At 71.9% G+C, this 22,717-nt stretch carries 20 protein-coding genes; 6 read left to right on the top strand and 14 right to left on the bottom strand.

Annotation, left to right across the window (positions count from 1 at the left end; genetic code table 11):
* The first annotated feature begins 2 nt into the window (after positions 1–2).
* The 4 genes from J3S20_RS14965 to J3S20_RS14950 all read left to right on the top strand — a co-directional run bounded on the left by J3S20_RS14965 (position 3) and on the right by J3S20_RS14950 (position 3,586).
* Positions 3–1,286 (top strand): 3-isopropylmalate dehydratase large subunit, encoded by a 1,284-nt coding sequence (locus J3S20_RS14965; protein ID WP_216837295.1) that lies wholly within the window; start codon positions 3–5, stop codon positions 1,284–1,286.
* Entirely contained in the window at positions 1,283–1,813 is a 531-nt protein-coding gene (locus J3S20_RS14960) for a 3-isopropylmalate dehydratase small subunit (protein WP_216837294.1), read from the top strand. Before J3S20_RS14965 ends, J3S20_RS14960 begins: the two co-directional genes overlap by 4 nt.
* A gap of 7 nt (positions 1,814–1,820) precedes the next feature.
* The gene (locus J3S20_RS14955) at positions 1,821–2,795 is read left to right on the top strand and encodes a Bug family tripartite tricarboxylate transporter substrate binding protein (RefSeq protein ID WP_216837293.1); all 975 of its coding nucleotides are present in this window, start codon (positions 1,821–1,823) and stop codon (positions 2,793–2,795) included.
* A gap of 83 nt (positions 2,796–2,878) precedes the next feature.
* Positions 2,879–3,586, top strand: coding sequence for a 2OG-Fe dioxygenase family protein (locus tag J3S20_RS14950; RefSeq protein ID WP_216837292.1), 708 nt, complete (start codon positions 2,879–2,881; stop codon positions 3,584–3,586).
* 11 nt (positions 3,587–3,597) lie between these two features.
* On the opposite strand, the gene J3S20_RS14945 is transcribed toward J3S20_RS14950, so the two are convergent.
* A complete protein-coding gene (locus J3S20_RS14945) occupies positions 3,598–3,780 on the bottom strand; it encodes a KGG domain-containing protein (RefSeq protein WP_216837291.1) in 183 nt (60 codons plus the stop codon).
* 127 nt (positions 3,781–3,907) lie between these two features.
* On the opposite strand from J3S20_RS14945, the gene J3S20_RS14940 reads away from it, so the two are divergent.
* The gene (locus J3S20_RS14940; protein WP_216837290.1) at positions 3,908–4,885 is read left to right on the top strand and encodes a hydroxyacid dehydrogenase; all 978 of its coding nucleotides are present in this window, start codon (positions 3,908–3,910) and stop codon (positions 4,883–4,885) included.
* Between the two features lie 21 nt (positions 4,886–4,906).
* On the opposite strand, the gene J3S20_RS14935 is transcribed toward J3S20_RS14940, so the two are convergent.
* The 3 genes from J3S20_RS14935 to J3S20_RS14925 form a co-directional block, all read right to left on the bottom strand.
* A complete protein-coding gene (locus tag J3S20_RS14935; RefSeq protein WP_216837289.1) occupies positions 4,907–5,830 on the bottom strand; it encodes an MBL fold metallo-hydrolase in 924 nt (307 codons plus the stop codon).
* A gap of 11 nt (positions 5,831–5,841) precedes the next feature.
* Positions 5,842–6,828, bottom strand: a complete 987-nt coding sequence (locus tag J3S20_RS14930) for an MBL fold metallo-hydrolase (protein WP_216837288.1) — start codon at positions 6,826–6,828, stop codon at positions 5,842–5,844.
* A 265-nt stretch (positions 6,829–7,093) separates the two neighbouring features.
* Positions 7,094–8,374, bottom strand: coding sequence for a class I SAM-dependent RNA methyltransferase (locus J3S20_RS14925; protein ID WP_216837287.1), 1,281 nt, complete (start codon positions 8,372–8,374; stop codon positions 7,094–7,096).
* Between the two features lie 46 nt (positions 8,375–8,420).
* On the opposite strand from J3S20_RS14925, the gene J3S20_RS14920 reads away from it, so the two are divergent.
* A complete protein-coding gene (locus tag J3S20_RS14920) occupies positions 8,421–9,242 on the top strand; it encodes an FkbM family methyltransferase (protein ID WP_216837286.1) in 822 nt (273 codons plus the stop codon).
* Positions 9,243–9,390: 148 nt separating this feature from the next.
* On the opposite strand, the gene J3S20_RS14915 is transcribed toward J3S20_RS14920, so the two are convergent.
* The 10 genes from J3S20_RS14915 to J3S20_RS14870 all read right to left on the bottom strand — a co-directional run bounded on the left by J3S20_RS14915 (position 9,391) and on the right by J3S20_RS14870 (position 22,674).
* Complete coding sequence (locus tag J3S20_RS14915; RefSeq protein ID WP_216837285.1) at positions 9,391–10,638, bottom strand: acyl-CoA dehydrogenase; 1,248 nt, start codon at positions 10,636–10,638, stop codon at positions 9,391–9,393.
* 160 nt (positions 10,639–10,798) lie between these two features.
* On the bottom strand, positions 10,799–12,982 hold the full coding sequence (locus tag J3S20_RS14910) for a DEAD/DEAH box helicase (RefSeq protein WP_379793686.1): 2,184 nt from the start codon (positions 12,980–12,982) through the stop codon (positions 10,799–10,801).
* Positions 12,983–13,135: 153 nt separating this feature from the next.
* Entirely contained in the window at positions 13,136–13,771 is a 636-nt protein-coding gene (locus J3S20_RS14905; protein WP_216837283.1) for a TetR/AcrR family transcriptional regulator, read from the bottom strand.
* Between the two features lie 127 nt (positions 13,772–13,898).
* Positions 13,899–14,864: a D-2-hydroxyacid dehydrogenase gene (locus J3S20_RS14900; RefSeq protein ID WP_216837282.1), complete on the bottom strand. Its 966-nt coding sequence runs from the start codon at positions 14,862–14,864 to the stop codon at positions 13,899–13,901.
* Positions 14,865–14,914: 50 nt separating this feature from the next.
* Positions 14,915–15,757: a 16S rRNA (adenine(1518)-N(6)/adenine(1519)-N(6))-dimethyltransferase RsmA gene (rsmA, locus tag J3S20_RS14895; RefSeq protein WP_216837624.1), complete on the bottom strand. Its 843-nt coding sequence runs from the start codon at positions 15,755–15,757 to the stop codon at positions 14,915–14,917.
* 97 nt (positions 15,758–15,854) lie between these two features.
* On the bottom strand, positions 15,855–17,174 hold the full coding sequence (locus tag J3S20_RS14890) for a peptidylprolyl isomerase (protein ID WP_216837281.1): 1,320 nt from the start codon (positions 17,172–17,174) through the stop codon (positions 15,855–15,857).
* A 98-nt stretch (positions 17,175–17,272) separates the two neighbouring features.
* Complete coding sequence (locus J3S20_RS14885; RefSeq protein ID WP_343215227.1) at positions 17,273–19,507, bottom strand: LPS-assembly protein LptD; 2,235 nt, start codon at positions 19,505–19,507, stop codon at positions 17,273–17,275.
* A 143-nt stretch (positions 19,508–19,650) separates the two neighbouring features.
* A complete protein-coding gene (gene lptG, locus J3S20_RS14880) occupies positions 19,651–20,787 on the bottom strand; it encodes an LPS export ABC transporter permease LptG (protein WP_216837280.1) in 1,137 nt (378 codons plus the stop codon).
* 6 nt (positions 20,788–20,793) lie between these two features.
* Positions 20,794–21,951 carry an LPS export ABC transporter permease LptF gene (gene lptF, locus J3S20_RS14875; RefSeq protein ID WP_216837279.1) on the bottom strand — a complete coding sequence of 386 codons (1,158 nt, stop codon included), beginning with the start codon at positions 21,949–21,951 and terminating at the stop codon, positions 20,794–20,796.
* 75 nt (positions 21,952–22,026) lie between these two features.
* On the bottom strand, positions 22,027–22,674 hold the full coding sequence (locus J3S20_RS14870) for a hypothetical protein (protein ID WP_216837278.1): 648 nt from the start codon (positions 22,672–22,674) through the stop codon (positions 22,027–22,029).
* Positions 22,675–22,717 lie beyond the last annotated feature (43 nt).

Here is a 22,717-nt window from a genome sequence, read left to right as displayed (position 1 = left end):
GCATGACCGCGCCGCAAACCATCGCCCAGAAGATCATCGCCGCGCATTGCGGGCGGGCGGCGGTGGAGGTCGGCGACTACGTCACCGTCACGCCCGACTACACCGCCTGCCAGGAACTGTTCTGGCCCGGCCACAAGCGCAACCTGGAGCGCATCGGCGTCGACCGCATCCCGCGCCCGGACAAGGCGGTGATGGTGATCGACCACTCCACCTCCGCCGCCATGGGCTCGCCCCACCACGAGACGCATCGCACGCTGCGCGACTGGTGCGCGCAGCAGGGCATCGAGAACTTCTTCGGCCCCGGCAACGGCCTGCGCCACCTGGTGCTGACCGAGCGCGGCTTCGCCAGGCCCGGCACGCTGATCTTCTCGGATGAGGGCAACATCGCCAGCATCGGCGCGCTGGGCGCGCTGAACCTGCCGATCTCGACGGAGGTGATCGTCGCCATCATCCAGGACGAGAACTGGATCGCGGTGCCACCCTCCGCCCGCATCACGCTGACCGGCCAGCTCGGCTTCGGCGTCACCGCCCGCGACCTCATCCAGACCATCTTGCGGGATTGCACCGCGGACGGGCGGCTGCTGCAGTGCTGCGTGGAATTCGAGGGGCCGGGGCTTGCTTCGCTCAGCCTGGACGACCGGCAGACGGTGCTGGCCTCGCTGTTCCATTCGGGGGCCTATACCGGGATCATGGCGCCGGACGCGGCGGTGCTGGACTATGTCCGCGCCCGCGACGCCGGGCGGCCCTGGCAGGTGGTGCGCGCCGATCCGGGTGCGGCCTATATGACCGAGCTGACCTACGACCTCTCGGCCATCCAGCCGATGGTCACCCTGCCGCCGGATGCGCATGGCGGCGTGCCGGTGGAACAGGCCGCGGGCCAGCGTATCGACCAGGCCACCATCGGCTATTGCTCCAACGGCCGCCTGGACGATCTGCGGGAGGCGGCGCGGCTGCTGCGCGGCCGGCGCATCGCCTCCCACGTCACGCTTTACGTCACGCCGGGCTCGCGCGGCGTCTATGTCGAGGCGTCCCGCGAGGGCATCCTGGGGGACCTGGCCGAGGCCGGCGCCACCATCCTGGCCCCGGGCTGCACCACCTGCTGGGGCTACCAGGGCGTGCTGAATGCGAATGAGGTCCTGATCTCGACGCAGCAGTTCAACTACCAGGGCCGCAACGGCGACCGCACCTCCCGCGTCTTCCTGGCCGGCCCCGCGGTGGTCGCGGCCTCCGCCATCGCGGGCGCCATCGCGGACCCGCGCCCGCTGCTGGCGGAGACGGCGGCATGACCACCTGCACGGGCCGTGTGTGGAAGTTCGGCGACGACGTGCATGGCGATGACGGGATCATCGAGTTCTCGATCATCCGCGACAGCTTCGGGAAAGAATTCGACGAGGACGCGCTGCGGGCGATGTGCTTTCGCCGGATGCGGCCGGAATTCGCGCAGCTGGTCCGGCGCGGCGACATCATCGTCGGCGGCCGCAATTTCGCGCATCACAACCATGTCGAGGTCAGCGTCGCGCTGCGGGCCTCCGGCATCGCCGTCGTCGTCGTGGAATCCTGCGATTCCGGCTTCCTGCGCCGCGCCCTGAACCACGGCCTGCCCGTGATGATCTGCCCCGACATCCACGCCGCCGTTCAGGATGGCGAGGCGCTCTCGGCCGACCCCGCGACCGGCCTCGTCACCCTGCCGGATGGCCGGATCCTGCGCGCAAAACCCTTCTCGGAGCGCATGGTGCAGATCTGGCAGGCCGGCGGGTCGATCCCGCTGCTCGAACGCGAATTCGCCGCGCGCCGCGCGGCCGCAGGGAGGTAGAAGAAACATGATCACCCGCCGCAGCACCCTCATCGCCGGCGCCGCCCTGCTGGCCACGCCGGCCCTGGCCCAGACTTTCCCGGACCGTCCGGTGCGCCTGGTCGTTGCCTATCCGCCCGGCGGCAATGTGGATTTCTCCGCCCGCCTGCTGGCCCCCGCGATGAGCCATGCGCTGGGCCAGCAGGTGGTGGTCGACAACCGCGCCGGCGCCGGCGGCATCGTGGGGACGGAGGCTGTGGCCCGCGCCCGGCCGGATGGCCACACCATCCTGATCACCGGCACCGCCCCCGTCTCCATCTTTCCGGTGGCGATGGAACGCCTGCCCTATGACCCGCTGCGCGACTTCACGCCGATCGGCATGACCTATCGCGTGCCGATCGTGCTGATGGTCGCGAAGGACATCACGGCGCGCACCCTGGTCGAATTCGTCGCCCGCTCCAAGGCGACGCCGGGCGGCATGTCCGCCGGCACCGCCGGCATCGGCTCCGGCGCGCATCTGGCGATCGAGCTGTTCAACGCCGGCAGCGGCGCCAACCTGGTGCATGTGCCCTATCGCGGCACTGGCCCGGCACTAAACGACCTGATCGCCGGCAATATCCCGGTGGTCTTCGACCAGCTCTCCTCCGCGTTGCAGCTGCATGCCGATGGCCGCGCCCGCATCCTGGGCATCGCCTCCGCCGCCCGGTCGCGGCTGTTGCCGGAGGTCGAGACGCTGCGCGAGGCCGGCATCGTGCAGCCGGAGCTCAGCACCACGCTCGGCATGCTGGCCCCCGCCGGCACACCGGCCCCGGTGGTGGAGAAGCTGCGCAGCGCCATGGAAGCCGCGCTGTCCGAGGGCATGGCGCGGGAGCGCCTGATGTCGCTGGGCGCCGAGATCCCGGCACCGGCGCAGATGACCTCCGCCCATTACGGCGCGGTGATCCGGGAGGAGCTGGAGATCTACCGTCGCGCCGTGCAGCTGGGCAATGTGAAGCTGGATTAGCCAGCCGGGGGTGCGGCGATGCAGGGCGGGAATGACAATTTCGCGCATCGCGCCCCGTCACGGGCGATCCTAACATCCCCGCGATGACCCCCGAGAAAACCCCGCTGGTGCAGGCCGGCTTTGTCCATCTGCAGGCCGAGGCCACCGAAGCGGCGCTGCCGCCGGCCGCCCTCGCCGATTTCCCCGCCTTCGCGGCAAGCTGGGAGGGCATGCCGCTGGATCAGCACATGGCCGATGGCGGCCGCTACCGCCGCCGACGCCATGCCGTGCTCTCCGCCCGCGCCGGCACGCCCGGCCTGGTGCGGGAGGCCGATGCCCCGCATTGGCAGGCGCGGGACCACAATCCGCTGAATGGCGGCATCCAGCGCCATTTCGAACCCATCCCCCGGGCCATCACCGCCTCCGCCGGCTTCGCCGGCATCGCCGACTGGGCCCGCGCCGCCTTCGATGCCGCCGATCCCGGCCGGGACTGGCATATCGAGGCGCATCAGTTCCGCATCGAGGCCGGCCCCGATATCGCCGGCCGCCCGACGCCGGAAGGCATGCATCGAGATGGCGTGGACTGGGTGCTGGTGCTGCTGGTGCGGCGGGAGAATGTGGATGAGGGGGTGACCGAGATCGCCACCCCCGATGGCACCCGCCTTGGCGCCTTCACCCTGACGCAGCCGCTGGACGCCGTGCTGCTGGACGACCACCGCATCCTGCACGGCGTCACGCCCGTGGTGCCGCATGACGCGACCCGCCCGGCCTGGCGCGACGTGCTGGTGCTGACCTTCCGGCGCCGCGGCTGAGCCCTGCCGGCTCAGCCCTTGCCGCGGGACTGCCCGCCCTTGCGCCCGGCTTCCGCCGCGCGCTCCGGGTCGTTCGCAAAATTGTTCGGGTCCTTGTCCTTGCCGCTGCCCACCGTGTCCTGCGACACGCCCTTCTGGCCCTCGGCGCTGTGCTTCCCGCCGGACTTGTCCTGGCTGCCCTGCTGATTCGCCATGCTGGCTTCCTCCGTGATCGCGACCCGCGCTTGCTGCCGGGCGCCCGCATCAAACGCCCTGCGGCGGCGGCCAGTTCAGGCGCGGGCGCGTATTGACCGGCGCGGCGGGAAGGGCGATCCCCGGGCCATGACCTTCCATATCCTCGTCACCGCCGCGCGCCTGGAACAGGCGGGCCTGGCGCTGCTCCAGGCCGCCGGCTGCACGGTGGATTTCGTCTCCCTCGAAGGCGGGCGGGCGGAGATGGAGCACAAGCTCGCCACCACCCCGGTGCAGGGCGTCATCTCCCGCGCCATCCCGATCACCGGGGAGGCGATGGCCGCCTGCCCGACGCTGCGCGTGATTTCCCGCGCCGCGGTCGGCTACGACCTGATCGACGTCGCCGGCGCCAGCGCCCGCGGCATCCCGGTGCTGACGGCGGTGGGCGCGAATGCGCAGTCGGTGGCGGAATACAGCCTGGGCCTGATCCTCGCCGTGGCGCGGAACATCCCGCACCACGACCGGCTGACCCAGGCCGGTGGCTGGGACCGCAGCCGGTTGGGGATCGAGCTCTACGGCCGCCGCCTGGGCCTGGTTGGCTATGGGCGCATCGCCCAGAACCTGGCGCGCATGGCGCTGGCGATTGGCATGAAGGTCTCGGCCTACAGCCCCAACTTGGCGCGGCGCGGCGACATTTCGCCCGTCAGCGCCGCACCGTCCCTGCATGCGCTGCTGGCGCAATCCGATGTGGTGTCGCTGCACGCGCCGATGAATCCGCAGAACCGCGGCATGATCGGCGCGGCGGAGCTGGCGCTGCTGGGGAAGGAGGCGATCCTGGTGAATACCGGCCGCGGCGGGCTGATCGATGAGGCGGCGCTGGCCGAGGTGCTGCGCGCAGGCCGGATCTACGGGGCGGGGCTGGATGTTCTCTCCACCGAGCCGCCACCGCCCGGCGGCAACCCCCTGGTGGGCTGCCCCAATACGCTGCTGAGCCCGCATATGGGCGCCGCCACCACCGTCGCCCGCAGCGCCACCGCCCAGGCCGCCACCATCCATGCGCTGGCGGTGCTGCGCGGCGAGGCGCTGCCGTCGGATGCCTGCGTGAACCCCGAGGCGCTGGGGCGGTAGCGCAGCCCGCCCCAGAGCTCGTCAGGCCAGCGGCACCAGCCGATAGCCGCTGCCCGCGCGCTCCACCATGCCGGTCGCCGGCATCGGGAAGTGATAGCCGACCACCGCGATGCGGTCCGTCGCCAGCTGGTCCAGCAGGCGCTTGCGCGTCGCCACCGCCTGGGTCGGGTCCATGTCGAAGACCGGATACCATTCGGGATTGGCCATGAAGAGCGCCGGCGTGGTGATGGCATCGCCGATCACCATCAGCTGCCTGTCGCCATCCGCCACCAGGTAGGAGACATGGCCGGGCGAGTGCCCCGACGTTGCGACGGCGGTGATCCCCGGCGCCACCTGCGCGCCCGGCGCGAAGCGGGTGATCCGCCCCGCATAGGGGGCGAAGCGGCGGCGGGCATTGGCGAAGCCGGGGCGCCGCATCTCGCTGGCGCGGGCTTCCTCGGCGGGATCCATCCAGAAGGTCCATTCGACCTCCGGCACCGCGATCTGCGCATTCGGGAAGGCCGGGCTGCCATCGGCGGCCAGCAGCCCGCCAATATGGTCGCCGTGGAAATGCGTATGCGCGACCAGCACCACCTCGGCCGGGTCCAGCCCGGCATTGCGCATGTTCACCTGCATGGCGGGGGTTGCGCCGGTGCCGGCATCCAGCAGCACCAGGCCGCGCGGCGTGCGGACCACGGTGACGTTGTAGGGGTTCACCAGCGCCGGGCCGGGCGTGCCGCCGGCCTGCAGCGCGGCGGCCACCTGCGCCGGCTGGGCGTTCACCACAAAGCCCTGGGTGGCATCGGGCCGCGTCGCGGCGCCGTCATTCACCACCGTGGCGCGCAGCCCGCCCACCATCACGTGGTGGAAGGGGGGCGTCACGGCGGCGCCCTGCGCCAGGGCGGGCAGGGTAGGGGCCAGGGCAGCGGCGCTGCCGGCGGCGAGAAGGGTGCGGCGGTCGATCATCGGGTCTCTCCTCAGCCGGCCGCCGACCAGTCGGAAGCCACGAAACGATAGCCCTGGCCGTCCTTGGCCATATGGCCGGTGGCGGGGAAGGGGAAGTGGTAGCCGGTGACGCGGATGCGGTCGGTGCTGACCATGTCGAGGATGCGCCGCCGCGTCGCTTCCGCCGCCGCGGGGTCGAAGTCGAAGGCCACGCGGAAATCCGGGCGGCGGGCGAACAGTTCCGGCCGGTTGGTGAGGTCGGCCAGGAAGATCAGCTGCTCCGCGCCATCGGCGATCCGATAGACGGTATGGCCCGGCGTATGGCCATGCGCGGCGATGGCGGTGACGCCCGGCAGCACCTCGGCATCCGCCGCGATCTGCCGGACCTTGCCCTGATAGGGGGCGAAGCGGCGCGCGACATTGGGGAAGGTGCCGCGCTGCGACTCCGGGCTGCGGCTTTCATTGCCGGTATCGGTCCACCAGGCCCATTCGGAGGCGGGCACCACCAGTTCCGCATTCGGGAAGGCGGCGCTGCCATCGGCATTCAGCAGGCCGCCGACATGGTCGCCGTGGAAATGGCTGAAGACCACGGTGGTGACGCGGGCCGGGTCCAGCCCGGCAGCGCGCATATTCGCCGCCAGCAGCCCGACCGGCGCGCCCGCCGGCTGCGGCCCATTGCCGGTGTCGAACAGCACCAGGCCGTTCGGCGTCTCCAGGCAGGTCAGGGTGAAGGGGATGCGGAAGGTGTCGGTGGGCAGGAAGCTCTCCGCCAGCACGCGCTGCACCTCCGCCAGCGGCGTGGCGGGCACGAAGCCCTGAGCCAGCGGGATGGCGCGGCTGCCGTCATGCAGCATGGTCACGGTGCGGCTGCCGACCCGGAAGCGGTAGAAGCCCGGCGGCTGGGCGAGGGGGGCCGGCGCCGCGGCGGGGGCGCCCTGCGCCAGGGCGGGTGAGGCGCGCCAAAGCGCCGGGGCGGCCAGGGCGCCGGCGGCGCCCAGCATGAGGTGACGGCGATCCATGGAAGCCTCTCCCGCTTCGTTGCAGCGGTCAGGTTGGATGCGGGGGGTCGGATGCAAGCCCCCAGCCATGGTTCCGCGCAACGATCTTTCGCGGTCGAGCCTCAGAGGCCGTTTGAGAACACCGGTCGGTGGGTTTCGCGGGGCTTTTCCGCCCTGGCTGCGTTGCAGGTCTTGCAGATGCAACCAGTATCGGCTGCGCCCAGCGCCCTCCCAGGACGAAAAATCCCCTGCGAACCCTCAGCCGCCGGAATTCTCAAACGGCCTCTCAGCGCCGGAAGCTGACCACCGATTCCAGGTGCGGCGACCAGCGGAACTGGTCCACCGGCACGGCCGAGACCGCCTTGAACCCCGCTTTCACCAGCGCCGCCGCGTCGCGGGCCAGCGCCACCGGGTTGCAGGAGACATAGATCACCACCGGCACCTTGCTGCGGGTGATCTGCGCCACCTGCTCCGCCGCGCCGGCATAGGGCGGGTCCAGCACCACGGCGCCGAAAGCGTTCAGCTCTGCCGGCAGCAGGGGGCGATAGGCCAGGTCGCGGCGGATCGCCTCCACCCGGCCGCCGGCCTTGCGCGCCCCGGCATCCAGCGCAGCGACGGCCGCCGCATCGCCCTCATAGGCCGCGACGCGGCCGCGGGCGGAAAGCGGGAAGGACAGCGTGCCGATCCCGGCATAGAGATCCGCGATCCGCGCCCGCACCGGCAGTTTCTGGGCGGACAGCCCGGCCAGGACGGCGGCGATGATGGCGGCCTCACCCTCCGGCGCCGCCTGCAGGAAGGCGCCCGGCGGCGGCGCCACCGAAACCCCCGAGAGATCCAGCCGCACCGGCCCGGCCTGCGCCGCATTCTCCACCGGCCCGTCCTTCAGCGCCCAGGCGATGCGGGGAATGCCATGCGCGGTGCCGAAGGCGGCCAGCATGGCGCGCTGCGGGGCATCCAGCGGCCCATCCGTGCGCAGCAGCAGGTCCGGCCCCGAATCCAGCAGGTTCAGCACCGCCGAGCCTTCCCGCTTCAGCGCCGGCATCCGCCGCAGCAATTCGCGCAGCGGCCGGAACAGCGCCACCAGCACCGGGTCCAGCACATGGCAGGTGGCCAGGTCCGCCACCGCCGCGCTGCCGCGCTGGTGGAAGCCGAGCGCCATGGCGCCGCCCTGCAGCCGCTTCAGCGCCAGGTCGGCGCGGCGCCGGGTATTGGGTGCCGCGATCACCATCTCCGCCACCGGGGTCGCCGGCTGGCCCGCGCGCTCCAGCGCATCCACCAGCCGGGCGCGCTTCCAGGCCGCATAGGCGGGCATCGCCCAGTGCTGCAGGGCGCAGGCGCCGCATTCCACCAGGAAATGCGGGCAGGGCGGCGCCACCCGGTCGGGGCTCGCCGCCCGGATCTCAAGCGGTTCCGCCGCCTGCCCCTCGCCGCGTCGCCCGGCCATCCGGGCCAGCACCCGCTCCCCCGGCAGGGTGCCGGCGAGGAAGACCGGGCCCTCCGGCGTTTCCGCCACGCCGTCGCCGGCCGAGCCCAGGCGGGCAATCGTGACCTCCGCCTCCGGTTGCATCGCGCCCGGCTGGGTGCGATGGGGGGCCAAACCAGGACGGGGCTCCATGCTCGACAAGCTGAATTCCTTGCTGCGCCGCAGTCTGCGGCAGCCGCGCGAGTGGTACTATCTCGGCAATGGGATGGGTTTGGCCCTGACCCACTTCGGCCGCAAGATCTACCTGCCGGGCGATGATGCGGGGATGACACCGGAGATCATCCTGCGCGGCCAGTGGGAACCGCATGTGGAGACGGTGCTGCGCCAGCGCCTGAAGCCCGGGATGCAGGTGGCGGAGGTCGGCGCCAGCCTCGGCTTCCATACGCTGGTGATGGCGGAGGCGGTGGGCGCCGGCGGCCATATCCACAGCTTCGAACCCTATCCCAAGGTGCTGCCGCTGCTGCGCCGGACCATCGCCGCCAACCACCTGCACAGCCGGGTGACGCTGCGGGAGATGGCGGTGCTGCACGAGCCCGGGGAGGTGCGCTTCGCTGCCGATCCCGAGCAGACCGGCAGCGCCCACCTGGCCATCGCCGTGGCCGCGGCCAACTACACCGAGGGCTTCGCCGTCCCCGCCGTCCGGCTGGACGATGCCCTGGCCGAGCTGCCCTCGCTGGATCTGCTGCGCATGGATGCGGAGGGGACGGAGGGGCTGGTGCTGCTGGGCGCCCAGCAGCTGATCGCGCGGTCCCCCCGCCTGGTGGTGGTGATGGAATGGTCGCCGGTGATGCTGGCCGCGCGCGGCGACGTGGCGGAACTCGCCAATTGGGTCGAAGGGCTGGGCTTCCGCTGCCATCGCATCGAGCGCGACGGCGCGCTGACCCCGATTCCTGCGGCGCAGATGCCGGGCCTCGAGCACTGCGACATCGTGCTGAGCCGCGACGGCACCTGATCCTGGGCGACAGCGCGATCTTGCCGTCGCAGGTGCTTGAGAGTCGCGGGACGCTGAGGCGCCGCGGTCAGGATAGGGGCGCAGGCCCCCACCCGTCGCGGCGGGACCGCAAACCCTCCCCCCGCAAGCAGGGGGAGGGGAAGCGTGGTCAGCCCCCGAAGGCGTTCAGCCCGGTCTGCGCCCGGCCGAGGATCAGCGCATGGACGTCATGCGTGCCCTCATAGGTGTTCACCGTCTCCAGGTTCATGACGTGGCGGATCACGTGGTACTCGTCCACGATCCCGTTGCCGCCATGCATGTCGCGGGACATGCGGGCGATATCCAGCGCCTTGCCGCAATTGTTGCGCTTGACCAGGGAGATCATCTCCGGCGCGACCTTGTGCTCATCGAACAGCCGGCCGACGCGCAGCACGGCATGCAGGCCCAGCGTGATCTCGGTCTGCATATCGGCCAGCTTCTTCTGGATCAGCTGCGTCTGCGCCAGCGGCCGGCCGAACATCTTGCGGTTCAGCGTGTATTCGCGGGCGGCGTGCCAGCAGAATTCGGCGGCACCCAGCGCACCCCAGGCGATGCCGTAGCGCGCCCGGTTGAGGCAGGAGAACGGCCCGGCGAGCGACTTCACGCCCGGGAGCTTGTTCTCCTCGGGAACGAAGACCTCATCCATCATGATCATGCCGGTGACCGAGGCGCGCAGGCTGAACTTGCCCTCGATCTTCGGGAAGGTCAGGCCCTTCATGCCGCGCTCCAGCAGGAAGCCGCGGAGAATCCCCTCATCGTCCTTCGCCCAGACCACCGCCACATCGGCGATCGGCGAATTGGTGATCCAGGTCTTGGAGCCGCTGACCAGGTAGCCGCCATCCACCTTCTTGGCGCGGGTGCGCATGGAGGAGGGGTCGGAGCCCGCATCCGGCTCGGTCAGGCCGAAGCAGCCCACCCATTCGCCAGTCCGCAGCTTCGGCAGGAACTTCTGCTTCTGCTCCTCCGACCCGAAGGCATGGATCGGGTACATGACCAGGGAGGACTGCACGGAGAAGGCGGAGCGATAGCCGCTATCCACGCGCTCAACCTCGCGCGACATCAGGCCGTAGGACACATAGCTCACGCCGGCGCAGCCATAGCCATCCAGCGTCGCGCCCAGAAAGCCCATCTCGCCGAACTCGTTCATGATCTCCCGGTCGAAGGACTCGTTCCGGTTCGCCATGAGCACGCGCGGCATCAGCTTTTCCTGGCAGAACTCGCGCGCCGCATCGCGGATCATGCGCTCGTCCTCGGTCAGCGCCTGGTCCAGCAGCAGGGGATCGTCCCAGGTGAAGCTGGAATGGCTGGCCTTCTTCGCCGTGCCCTGCGCCTCGATAGGGGCGCCGGCGCTATTGGGAACCGGGGTGACGACGTTCATGGAGTCCTCCTGGCGGGCGGCCTCTGATCCGGCAAAGCCAGGTTAAGGGCCCGAACTACGACAAGGGCGACAGGCCGGGGCGTGCGGACCCCGTCCCGTCAATCTGGCGCGGTCCCCGCCATCCGGCAACCGCGCCCTAACCCCTTTCGGGGCGATGGGGTCAGGCGGCCTCGGCGTCCGAGGACGCGTCGCGCCGGGGCTTCGGCACGGTCAGCAGCATGAAGGCCGGCACGGTATCACCGAATCCGCGCGGCGTGGGGCCGGCATCGCGGTCCTCGCGGCGCTCGCGGCGGAATTCCTCGCGCCGCGCTTCCATCGACTGCGGCGCCTCACGCGGGCCGGGGTCGCGGCGGGTATCCGGCCGGCCGTCGCGGCGCGGACCGCGATCGTCACGCGGCGGACGCGCCTCGTCCCGCGGCGGGCGGGCCTCGTCCCGCGGCGGGCGGGCCTCGCGGCGCGGGCCTCGGTCGTCGCGCGGCGCGCGCTCCTCCCGCGGCGGACGGTCGGCGCGCACGGCCTCCTCGGCCCGCGGCGGCGGCGGCGCGTCGCGGCGCGGGCCATCGCCCCGGCCGCGCCCAGCGTCCCGAGCCCCATCCCGGCCGCGCCCGGCGTCACGCCCGCGGCCGGCATCGCGCCCGACGGGCGCCCCGCGGCCGCCGCGACCGCGGCGGGCCTTGGCGCCCTCCTCGATCTCCTCGGCCGTCACCGGCGCCAGACCCTCGATCTCCATGCGCGGGATCGGCTTGCCGGTCAGGCGCTCGATCGCGGCGACGGATTTCGCATCCTCGGGCGCTGCCAGCGAATAGGCATGGCCCTGGCGCCCGGCGCGGCCGGTGCGGCCGATACGGTGGACATAGTCCTCCGCATGGAAGGGCACGTCGAAGTTGAAGACATGGCTGAGCCCGCCGATGTCGAGGCCGCGCGCCGCGACATCGCTGCAGACCAGCAGCTGCAGCTCATTCGCCTTGAACTTGTTCAGCGTCGCGAAGCGCACCGACTGTTCCAGGTCGCCATGCAGCGCGCCGACCGAGAAGCCGTGCTTCTTCAGCGACTTGTAGAGGATGTCGACCTCGACCTTCCGGTTGCAGAAGATCAGGGCGTTCTGCACGTCCTCCTTGTTCAGCAGCCGGCGCAGCGCCTCCCGCTTCTCATGCGGATGCACCCAGGCGAGGCCGGTGGTGATGGTCGTGGCCACGGTGGCGGGGGCGGAGACGGTGATCTCGCGCGGGTTCTGCAGGAAGGCATCGGCCAGGCGGCGGATTTCCGGCGCCATGGTGGCGGAGAAGAACAGCGTCTGGCGCATGCGCGGCAGCATGGAGACGATGCGCTCAACATCCGGGATGAATCCCATGTCCAGCATGCGGTCGGCCTCGTCGATGACGAGCACCTTGCAATCCGCCAGCAGGATGCGGCCGCGATCGAACAGGTCCAGCAGCCGGCCCGGCGTCGCGATCAGCACGTCGACGCCCTTCTCCAGCACGTCGCGCTGGTCGTTCATGCTCTCGCCGCCGATCAGCAGGGCATGGTTCAGGTTCAGGTGCTTGCCGTACTTGACGAAGTTCTCGGCCACCTGAAGGGCCAGCTCCCGCGTCGGCTCCAGGATCAGGCTGCGCGGCATGCGCGCCTTGGCCCGCGACCCGGCCAGGATGTCGAGCATCGGCAGGGTGAAGCCGGCGGTCTTGCCGGTGCCGGTCTGCGCGCAGCCCAGCACGTCGCGGCCCATCAGGACGATCGGGATCGCCTGTTCCTGGATCGGCGTGGGGTGCAGGTAACCGGTCTCGGCCACCGCGCGCAGGATGGGCTCGGACAGGCCGAGATCGGCGAAGGTGGTGCGCGGCGGTTCCTCGGCGGCCCAGCTCGCGGCTTCCTCGGCATCCTGCTCGGCCTCGGCCTGGGCTTCCGGAGACAGCGGCTCTGCCTCGGGCTCGGCCTGCGTCTCCGGCTGCGCCTCGGCCAGAGTTTCCGTCACCGGAGTCTCCGTCACCAGAGTCTCCGTCACCGGAGCCTCCGCCACCGCCTCGCTCTCCTGGGCACCCGTCTCCTCGGGCGCGGTCACAGGGGCGGAATCTTCCGCCGGCGCCACGGCCTTGGCGCGGGACCGGGTGGTCTTGCGCTTGGGGGCCGGGGCGGCCTCGGCCTCGGCCTCGCCGGGCGCGGCCTCCGCAGGCGCGGCCTTGGCGGCGCGGGGCGTGCGCGCGCTGGGCGCCCGCCGCTTGCGCGGCGCGACTTCCGGCGTCGCGGCCTGGCCCGCTTCGGTGGCACCCGTCTCGACGGGACCCGTGGCGGCTTCGGTGTGTTCGGTCTCGGCCGCGCGCGGGGCGGTCGCGTCGCTATGATCGCTCAACGTGCTTGGTTCTCTGCATGCCTCGGACCTGCCCGCCACCTGCGCGCACCCCATCGGGACGCGTACTCGGCGGGGGCGCCCCGCAGGCGCGATGACAGGCGCTTGGCGGGGCCGGGCGGGATGCAGCGCATATGCGCCGCAATGGCGCGGAAATCAAGGCAAGACGCCGCTTCGCTCTGTCCGGGCGCCAGGCCGCGCCGCCGCCAGGATCGCCGGCAGCATCACGGCATCGACCAGTTCCGCAATCGCCTCCGCATCCTCCGGCGGGCGCGGGAACATCGCCTGGTAGGTCACCAGCGCGGCCGGCAGCCGCCTGAACACGGCGGGCAAGGCGCGCGATGGCAGGTCGCCCCGCCGCACCGCGCGCGTGATGATCATGTCCCAGTGCCTTGCCCCCAGGCGGTGCGCCGTTTCCGTCAGCAGCGCGATCGGCTCCGGATCCCGCCGGGCCTGGAAGACCAGGCTGCCCAGGATTCGCATGCGGCTCGGGGAGAGCTCGCGCACGATGATGCCGATCCAGTCCAGCAGGTCGGCGCGCAGGCTGCCACAGTCCGTCGCCGGATCGCGGATCTTCGCCAGGTCATCCGCCAGCGCGGCCAGCAACAGCTTCGGCTTGTTGGAGAAGCGACGGTAGATCGCGGGCGGCGTGGTGCCCGCGCGCCGCGCGACATCGGCGATCGACAGCGGCTCGAACCCCACCTCCGCCAGGGCCTCCAGCGCCGCGGACAGGATCGCGGCATCGAGCGCCTTGCTGGGCTTGCGGCCGGCCTTCCGCGAAGGATGCTCCATCGCCCGAAGTCTCCGTCTGCGGCTGGTCGCCCAGGCCGATACGGGACTTCGGGGCGGTGTTCAAACCGCATCCTTTTGCAGATCGTAACCGCGTGTTGCGGGATCCGAGGCGGCGGATCCGGCGCGCTCAGACCACCTGGTTGACCAGCTTCTCCCCGGCCCGCAGTCGCGGCAGGTTCGCCTCCAGCAGGTCCAGCACATTGCCCTCATAGGCCCGGGTCTCGCCGCCGGTGTGCGGCGTGATGAAGACATTGGGCAGGGTCCAGAGCGGGCTTGCCGCCGCCAGCGGCTCCTCCACCGTCACATCCAGCGCCGCCTGGCCGAGCTGGCCGGAGCTGAGCGCCGCGATCAGCGCCGCCTCATCGCAGACCGCGCCGCGCGCCACGTTGACCAGCGTCGCGCCGGGCTTCATGGCGGCGAAGGCGGCGGCATTCATCAGGCCGCGCGTCTCCGGCGTCAGCGCGCAGCACAGCGCCACGATGTCGGCACGAGCAAGCTGGGCGTGCAGCTGGTCCATGCCGTGGATCTCGTCGGCGCCTTCGCTGCCCTTGGCCGGGTCCTGCCGCAGGCCGATCACCTTCATATCAAAAGCCTTGGCCAGCCGCGCCAGCCGCCCACCGATACGGCCGATGCCCACCACCAGCAGCGTCTTGCCGCCCAGCTCATCCTCGCGCTGGGTCAGGTCACCGATCATGCCGCGCCAGTGCTGCTTCACTTGGTTGTCGCGCGCCTGCGGCAGCAGCCGGGCCTGGGCCAGGATCAGCGACATGGCGTGTTCGGAGACCGCATTGGCATTGGCCCCCTGGGCGGAGGCCAGCCGGATGCCCGCCCCCGCCAGCACCGCCTTGTCGTACTGGTCGACGCCCGCGCTGATCGACTGGATGAATTTCAGGCGCGGCGCCTTGGCCGCCAGGTGGTTGCGCCACATGCCGGAGACCAGCAGCACATCGGCCTCGCCGATCCGCGCCTCCAGCTCCTCCAGGCTGCGCACCTCGAAATGCTTCAGCCTGCCGCCGCGCTGCGCGTAACGCTCGGCGAAGCGATAGGCGACATGGGCGAAGCAGAGGGTGAGCTGGTCATCCGGCGGCAGCATTGTGCGAGTCTCCTGTGATCAGGGGTCGCACCAAACCCGTGCGGCGCCGCTCAGGCAACCCCGGCGGGGGACTCGCGGGCCAGAAGGGCGCGGGCCAGGCGGTCGAATTCGGCGATGGTCAGTGTCTCCGCCCGCCTTTCCCCGGCGATGCCCGCCGCCTCCAGCAGCGCCTCCGCCTGGCCCAGCTGCTTCAGCGAACCGCGCAGCATCTTGCGGCGCTGGCCGAAGGCGGCGGCCGTCGTGCGCTCCATGGCGGCAAACAGGGCCGGGCCGGGATCCTCGGCGTGCGGCGTCAGGCCGACGACTGCGGAAAAAACCTTGGGCGGCGGGCTGAAGGCGCCCGGCGGCAGGCTCAGCAGGAACTGCGCCCGGCAGCGCCACTGCGCCAGCACGCCAAGCCGGCCATAGGCGTCGCTGCCCGGTGCGGCGCAGATGCGTTCCGCCACTTCCTGCTGGAACATCAGGGTCATGCCCTCGATGCCCGCCGCCTGGCGCAGCCAGCCGACCAGCAGCGGCGTCGCGACATTATAGGGCAGGTTGGCGATGATGCGGCGCGGCGCCGGCATCTCGGCCAGCGGGTCGATCTGCATCGCATCGGCCTCCCGCACCGTCAGCCGGCCGGGATGGTGCGCGGCCAGGACCTGCTGCGCCGCGATGGCGCGCCGGTCCAGCTCCACCGCCAGCACATGCGCGGCCGGCGTGGCCAGCAGGGCGCGGGTCAGCCCGCCCGGCCCCGGCCCCACCTCCAGCACCTGCCGCCCCGAGAGGTCGCCGGCCAGGGCGGCGATGCGGGCGCAGATGGCGGGGTCGAGCAGGAAGTGCTGGCCCAGGGACTTGCGCGCATCCAGGCCGTATTCGCGGACGGTGTCGCGGAGCGAGGGGAGGGGGGGAATCACGGGCTGTCGCCGGCCCGATCATTCGGCGCGGCCCCCCCCACCCAACCCTCCCCCCCCTTCGGGGGGAGAGGGCTTTTGGGGCGGGGCGGCGGTTTCAACTGCGCATCTCGATCTGCGCGCGCCGGCGCAGGTCGCGCTGGATCTGGCGGGACAGCAGCTCGGCGCGGTCGCGCACCAGCTGGGCGCGGGCGGCGTCCGGCGTCAGCTCCGCCTGGTTCCGCGTCTCCCGCGTGCAGACCATGATGACGGCCACGCCATCGGGCGCGATCACCGGCTGGCTGGCGCGGCCGGGCTGCAGGCCGGCGATCAGCTGGCGCAGCGGCGGCGGCTGCACGCCTTCCAGCCGCACCTCGCCCGGATCCGGGTCGCGCCCGCTGCCATTCGCCCGCGCCGCGGCCTCCACCGCCTCGCAGCTGCGGGCGGAGGCGGAAAGGGCGCGCGCCCGCTCCACCGTCTGGATCTGCTGCTGCGTCGGATTGTTGGGGTCGAGCGGCGAGGAGAAGGGAAAGAAGGCCTGGCGCAGCGTCAGGATGGTGGCCATGTCGCGCCCCACCTCCCGCTTCTGGCGCAGGGCCACGATCTGGAAGCCGCCGGGCACGCGGATCGGGTTGGCGATGGCGCCGGGCGGCATCTGGCGGACTACATCCGCCACCTCCCGGTCCAGCGCCTCCGCCCCCACCCAGCCGAGGTCGCCGCCCTGCAGCGCGGTCTGGGACTGGCTGAACTGGGTCGCCGCCACGGGGAAGGGCACGCCGCGGCGCAGCTGGCTCACCACCTCATCCACGAAGCTGCGAACCTCGTCCTCCTCCGTCGGATCGTCGACGGGGATGAAGATCTCGCTGACCAGGTATTCCGGCTGTCCGGTGCGGGCGCGCTGGCTGGCGATCAGCTCCGCCACCTCGGCCTCGCTCGGCTCCGCCTGCGGCCCCAGCAGCTGGCGCACCAGCCGCGCCCAGCCGATCTGCACGCGCAGCTGGTCGTACAGCACGCGCGGCTCCACCCCGGCGCGGCGCAGCTGGGCCACCAGGCCGCCCGCGGGCAGGCCGTTGCGGCGCTCCAGCTCGGCCACAGCTGTGGCGATGTCGTTGTCGGTGACCGGGATCCGGCGGCGCTGGATCTCCTGCATGCGCAGGCGCTCATCCACCAGCAGGCGGGTGACCTGCGGCGTCAGGCGCTGCAGCACCTCGGGCGTCATGTTCAGCCCGGCATTCAGGGCGAAAAGCCGCCGGCGGCCATCGACATCGGCCTGGGTGACGATGTCGCCATTGATGACGGCGACGATGCGGTTCACCTGGGACGCCGGCGCGGGCGCAGGCGCCAGGCCCCGCTGGGCCCAGGCGGGGGCGGGAAGGGCGGTGATGGCGCCGCTGGCCAGGGTGGACAGCAGCAGCAGGGCTCGGGCGGTGGGGCGCATCGCGCGTTCCTAGAGCATTTTCCGGCCAGGCGAAATCGCCCGGCCCATCTACGACAGCTTGGCAGGCCAGGGGGCAGGCAAGGGGGCGGGCCGGGCCGTCACAGCGCGCGCAGCCCGAAATCGCCGATCGTCTTCAGCCCGACGCGGAACAGCAGCAGCGTGCCGCCGGTGTAATCGGCCCGCGTCGTCGGATCCTCCGCCCAGCTGCGCACGAAGCGCGTCTCGAAGATGAAGCACTCATCCTCATAGGTGGCGGAAGCCTGGGCGGCCACCGGCCGGTCCAGGCCGATGTCGTAGCGGCCGAACAGGCCGACGCGCCAGTTCTCGTTGATCCGGAAGGTCCCGCCGAGCGAGAATTCCTCCCGCTTCCGGGTCGTCACATTGGGTGCCGGATTGGTCAGCAGGTAGCCGCCGGACAGGCTGAAGGGCCCGCCGAAGAAGGTGGCGGTGCCGTCCCACAGCCGGCCCTCCCCGGTGTCCTTGTCCAGCCGGCCGCGGCCGAGCAGCTCCAGCCAGGGGACAGGGGCCAGCCGCACCCGCCCGACCCAGTCCGAGGACCGGTTCTCGAGGCCCGAGCCATCGGCGAAGGTCTCATCCGTCGCCAGGCGGACGGAGCGCCCGGCCAGGCCCTCCAGCTGCCCGCCATTCGGGAACAGCCAGGCGCCGCGCAGCGCCGCATCGGCCCGGGTGCCGCCCTCGAAGCGATCGCGGCCGGGGTAGCGGTTCAGGCTGAACAGGTTGGCGTCGGTGAATTCGAAATCCAGGCTGTCCTCGTTCGGGAAGCGCAGCTGCGCGCCCGTGGCCGGGCCGGTGACCAGCTGCACCCGCGGCTCGATGATCTGGGACCCGTATTCGCCGGCGCTGCGCAGGAAGGGCATGCGCCAGTCGACGGCGGTGCGGATATTGCCGCGGCCATAGAAGCCGTCGCCGCCGGCATTGCCGAAGGTCGGCGCCAGGGCCAGGCCATCGACCCAGCCGCCCACCACATCGGCATGGGTCCGGAAGGTCCAGATATCGCCGAGGTCGCCCACCAGCGGCAATTCGTAGGTGGCGCGGCTGGCGATCCGCCGCGTATCCGTGCCGCTGGCGCGGAACAGGCTGAAGGCGGAGGCATCGACGGTGAAGCGGCCGCCCAGACTGTCATTGGGGAAGACGTAGTCGGCATAGCCGCGCGGCAGCACGAAGGGCGTCAGATCCGTCGAATTGGCCGCATCCAGCCCCTGGTAGAGCAGCGTATCGATCCGCGCATAGCCCTCGGCGCCCCAGAACCCCTCGGCATAGGCTGTGGTGGTCAGCACGCGCGGCGCGCCATAGCGCCAGGCCTGGAGATATTCGCGGGAGGAGGCGCGGTTCAGCGCGAAGCCGGCGCGCCAGTTCTCGTCCAGCGTGAAGCGGCCCTGGGAGAAGATATGCCCGCCGATGCCATCCGCATCGGTGCCATCCAGATTGCCGATCGAGCCCTCGAAGGCCACCTCGCCATTGTTGAAGCGCCGCCGATAGGCGCCGCCCAGATTCGGCAGCTGGTCGGTGGAGGCGGTGACGCTGATGGTCGCGTCGGAGCTTTCGTCGATCGCCCAGTAGTAGGGCAGCTCCATGAAGCCGCCGAGGAAGCGGGTCTGCCCCAGCGTCGGCGAGAGGAAGCCCGAGGCGCGCGGCGCATCCGGCGAGGCATGGCTGAAATAGGGCGCATAGAGCAGCGGCACGCCGCCGAACTGCACCGAGGCATCCCGGTAGCGCACCCGCTGTTCCACGCTGTCCAGCGTCGCGATGCGGGCGCGCAGCTGCCACAGCGGCGGGCGGGTCGGATCCTCGGCGCAGAGGTCGCAGGAGGAATAGACCACGCGCGCCAGGTCGGTGACGGTGCCGCCGGTGCGCCGCCCGCCGGCCGCCGCCACCCTTGCATTGGAGGCGAGCAGCCCGCGGATACCCTCGATGGCCGCATCGCGCATGCCATCGGTCAGCTCCACCCGATCGGCGAACAGCGTCTGCCCATCGGGCTCGATCAGCGCGACATTGCCGGTGGCGGTGGCGACCCCGGTGTCGCGGTCATAGGTGAATTCATCGGCGCGCAGCACGCGGTCGCCCTGCCAGGCCTCCACCCGGCCGCGGGCGGTCACCCGGTTCTCGGTCTGGTCGTATTCGACCTCGTCCGCCGTGAAGGTCACCGGCCCGTCATTGGCGCCGCGGTTGCCGATGCCCATCAGCCCCTGGGGGCTACTGGGTGGGCTACCCTGTTGGGCGCCGGGCCCGTTGGGGGCCAGCAGCAGGCCGAAGGCGGTCAGCGCCAGCAGCCCGGCGAAGCGCAGCCGGTCCGGGCGCGGCGCCGGAAGCACCGGATCCGCCGGCAGGTGCGGGGACGCCGGCCGCAGTACGGGCCGGATCGGCGGCGGCAGCTTGGGCGCGCGGCCGGATGGCCGCTGGGGCACACGGCCGGATGGCCGTTGGGGCACACGGCCCGATGGCGCGGGTCCGGGCATCAGCCATCCTCCAGGTGCAGCAGCAGCGCCAGCGCCAGCAGCAGGCCGGCCAGGGCGGGTGCCCAGGCCGCCAGCAGCACCGGCAGGGACCCCGCCTCGCCCATCTCGTTGCTCACCCTGTCCAGCACGAACAGCGCGAATCCGGCCGCGACTCCGCCGCCGATCATCTGCGCCACCCCGCCCCTGCGGGTCTGGCGCATGGAGAAGCCGGCGGCAAGCAGGGCCATACCCAGCGCCAGCACCGGCAGGGCCAGCAGCGACTGGAACTGGATGCGGTGGCGCACGGCGGAAAAGCCCGCCTCCTCCAGCACCGCGATGAAGCGGGGCAGGGCCCAGAAATCCAAGGTCTCCGGCGAGGCGAAGCTGTCCTGGATGCGGTCGGGCGTCAGCTCGGTCGGCAGGCTGACGCGCTGCGGCGGGCCGGCAAGCCGGTCGGCGCCAAAGCTTACCGCATCCTCCATCACCCAGGCGCCGTTGATGAGCCGGGCGCGCGGCGCCTCCAGCCGGGCCAGCGGCCGGTCATCGCCGGACAGGCGCCAGATGGTCACCTCCTGCAGCTCGAAGCGCGGGCCGCGCGGCAGCGGATCGGTGCCGTCGCGCATCGCGACCGGCCGGCCGGAGATGATGGCCACCCCCTGCGGGTCCAGCGCCCGGTCCGCCTGCCGCAGCCAGAGCCGCCCGCCCGCCAGCGAGGACAGGCCGCCGCCGGTGCGCAGGAAGCTCATATCCAGCCGCTCCGCCCGCGCCAGCAGGGCGGAGGAGATCGGCGAGATGCCGAAGGTGCCCAGCATGCCCAGCAGCACGGCCACCACCAGCGGCCCGGTCAGGAAGCCCCAGGCGGAAATGCCGGCGGCGCGCGCCACGATCAGCTCGGAGGACCGCGTCAGCCGCCAGAAGGCGATGATGCCGCCCAGCAGGATGGCGAAGGGCAGGATCTGCAGCGCCACGAAGGGCAGCCGCATGGCCGCGATCTCCAGCGGGATGGAGAAGCCGACCCCGGGGCGGGTGGCGGCGCGGCGCAGCAGCTCGATGAAATCGAACAGCGCGACCAGCCCGGTCAGCGCGGCCATCACCAGCAGCGTCGCCAGCAGGAAGCCGCGCGCCACATAGCCGGTCAGCGTGGGGGTGAGGACCATGCGGGATCAGGAAGGCTGGAGGGGGGCGGGGCGGAAGCGCGGCAGGCCGGGGGCGCCGAACAGCCACCAGGCGGCGACCACGCCGGGCAGGGTGGCATGCGCCCAGATCAGCCAGACGAAGGCATTGTCGCGGGTCGCCAGGTTGCCGATGGTCAGCCCCATCGCCAGCAGCCCGACCACCAGCCCGACGCCGATCGCCAGCCGCAGCCCGCCGCCATGCCGACGGAACTGGCCGGTCAGCGCCACCGCCATGCCGACCAAAGCGAAGGTGAGGGCGGTGAGGGGGGAGGACAGGCGCTGATGCGCCTCCCCCACAAAGCGCGCCAGCTCCCGCGGGCGAAGCTGTTCCGCCGGGTCCGGGTGCAGCAGCTCCACCACGCTGCGCTCCCGCGAGTCTCGGAAACGCACCTCCTCCTGCCGCGTGGCGCGGGCCAGGTCGACGCTGTTCTCCTGGAAGCTGAGGACCGACAGCCGCATGGTGGGCGGCGTGCCGGGCGGGGATCCCGACGGCGGCGGCACCCGTTCCAGCTGCTGGCGCACGCCGTTCTGCAGGGTGACGCGCGGCCCATAGGGGCCGTTGGTGATGCGGCCGACCTCGGCCAGGATGGTGGCCGGCGCGCCGGCCTCCCGCGCGTCATGCACCAGGATGCCGCGCAGCGTGCCGTCCCGGTCGCGCAGCCTGGCATAGACGGTCAGGTCGCCGCCGACCGAGGAAAACACCCCCTCCTGCACCAGGATCGCGGCCATTTCGTTGCGGATCTCGTATTGCCAGATGCGGAAGGCGGTGTGCGACATCGGCACCAGCCAGAGGTTCAGCGCATAGCCGATGGCCACCGAGGCCATGGCCAGCAGCAGCGCCGGACGGCCGAGGCGGAGCTGCGACAGGCCGGCGGCGCGCATCACCACCAGCTCCCGGTCCGTGTTCATCCGCACATAGACGAACAGCACCACGACGAAGGTGGTGATCGGCAGGATCACCGCGATGAAGCCCGGCAGCATCAGGCCCGTGAGCTGGACGAAAACGGCCAGCGACAGGCCGCGGTCCAGCACCAGCTCGATGAAGCGCAGCGACTGGGTCAGCCAGACGAGCGCCGCCAGGCCGAAGGTCACGGCCAGCAGCGCGGCCGTGAGCTGGCGCAGGATGTAGCGGTCGATCCGTGTCATCCGGCCCCTTCTACCAGCCGGAGGGGGCGGGCTGCAAAGCGCCCGCCAGCGGCGGGGGTGGCGCCGGGCAGGCGCTCACGGTGCGGTGACCCCAAGGTGCACCCCTTGCGGCACCCCTTGGGGCACCCGGCCGAGGAAGCGGGCGATCACCGGCGCCGGCACCAGCCGGGTGCGCGCCGGCCCGGACCCGGCCCGCTCCGGCTCGTCCCGATGGCTGACCAGGCCGGCCAGGCAGCCGGAGGCCGATTCGAAGACCGCGCCGCCGGATTCGCCGGGCAGCAGGGTCTCGGGGATCTCCAGATAGGCGCCGAAGCGCGGGTCGGGGTCGGCCACCGGGGGCAGCAGCCGGGTGCGGATGGCCCGCTGCGGCGTGACCAGCAGGGCCGGCTGCCCCGGCTGCGGCAGTCCGGCGCAAAGCCGGGCGGCGCCGAGGCTGGGGAAGGCCCCGACCGGGCGCAGCAGCGCCACATCCTCCCCGTCCAGGTAGCGCTGGCCGATGCCGCGGTCGATCCGGTCCTGGCCGGCCGCCAGCAGCCGGGCCGGGGCGGGGCTGCCGGCGATGCCCAGCACCAAGGGCCCGGCGCCTTGCGGGCAGACCCCGCGCAGCCGCTGGGCGGAGCCATCCACGACATGCGCCGCCGTCACGAAGCGGCCGCCGCCCACATGCACGGCGCCGCCGGTGGCCAGGCAGCGCGCCGATTCGCCGGACCGCAGCTGCGCCACGGAGGTGGCGGCGGCGAGTGCCGGATCGGCCGGGCGTGGCGCC

The organism is Falsiroseomonas tokyonensis (assembly GCF_019024325.1).
In the GTDB taxonomy this organism is placed as follows: Bacteria; Pseudomonadota; Alphaproteobacteria; order Acetobacterales; family Acetobacteraceae; genus Falsiroseomonas; species Falsiroseomonas tokyonensis.
This window is presented reverse-complemented; position numbering and strand designations above follow the sequence as displayed.

Bases quoted from the DNA above. Each gene is read 5' to 3' on its own strand.
- J3S20_RS14960 (WP_216837294.1), top strand. From the start codon at position 1,283: ATGACCACCTGCACGGGCCGTGTGTGGAAGTTCGGCGACGACGTGCAT.
- J3S20_RS14965 (WP_216837295.1), top strand. From the start codon at position 3: ATGACCGCGCCGCAAACCATCGCCCAGAAGATCATCGCCGCGCATTGC.
- lptF (WP_216837279.1), bottom strand. From the start codon at position 21,951: ATGACACGGATCGACCGCTACATCCTGCGCCAGCTCACGGCCGCGCTG.
- J3S20_RS14890 (WP_216837281.1), bottom strand. From the start codon at position 17,174: ATGCGCCCCACCGCCCGAGCCCTGCTGCTGCTGTCCACCCTGGCCAGC.
- J3S20_RS14930 (WP_216837288.1), bottom strand. From the start codon at position 6,828: ATGGATCGCCGTCACCTCATGCTGGGCGCCGCCGGCGCCCTGGCCGCC.
- J3S20_RS14945 (WP_216837291.1), bottom strand. From the start codon at position 3,780: ATGGCGAATCAGCAGGGCAGCCAGGACAAGTCCGGCGGGAAGCACAGC.
- J3S20_RS14935 (WP_216837289.1), bottom strand. From the start codon at position 5,830: ATGATCGACCGCCGCACCCTTCTCGCCGCCGGCAGCGCCGCTGCCCTG.
- J3S20_RS14925 (WP_216837287.1), bottom strand. From the start codon at position 8,374: ATGCAACCGGAGGCGGAGGTCACGATTGCCCGCCTGGGCTCGGCCGGC.
- J3S20_RS14905 (WP_216837283.1), bottom strand. From the start codon at position 13,771: ATGGAGCATCCTTCGCGGAAGGCCGGCCGCAAGCCCAGCAAGGCGCTC.
- J3S20_RS14920 (WP_216837286.1), top strand. From the start codon at position 8,421: ATGCTCGACAAGCTGAATTCCTTGCTGCGCCGCAGTCTGCGGCAGCCG.
- J3S20_RS14955 (WP_216837293.1), top strand. From the start codon at position 1,821: ATGATCACCCGCCGCAGCACCCTCATCGCCGGCGCCGCCCTGCTGGCC.
- J3S20_RS14950 (WP_216837292.1), top strand. From the start codon at position 2,879: ATGACCCCCGAGAAAACCCCGCTGGTGCAGGCCGGCTTTGTCCATCTG.
- J3S20_RS14915 (WP_216837285.1), bottom strand. From the start codon at position 10,638: ATGAACGTCGTCACCCCGGTTCCCAATAGCGCCGGCGCCCCTATCGAG.
- lptG (WP_216837280.1), bottom strand. From the start codon at position 20,787: ATGGTCCTCACCCCCACGCTGACCGGCTATGTGGCGCGCGGCTTCCTG.
- J3S20_RS14940 (WP_216837290.1), top strand. From the start codon at position 3,908: ATGACCTTCCATATCCTCGTCACCGCCGCGCGCCTGGAACAGGCGGGC.
- J3S20_RS14900 (WP_216837282.1), bottom strand. From the start codon at position 14,864: ATGCTGCCGCCGGATGACCAGCTCACCCTCTGCTTCGCCCATGTCGCC.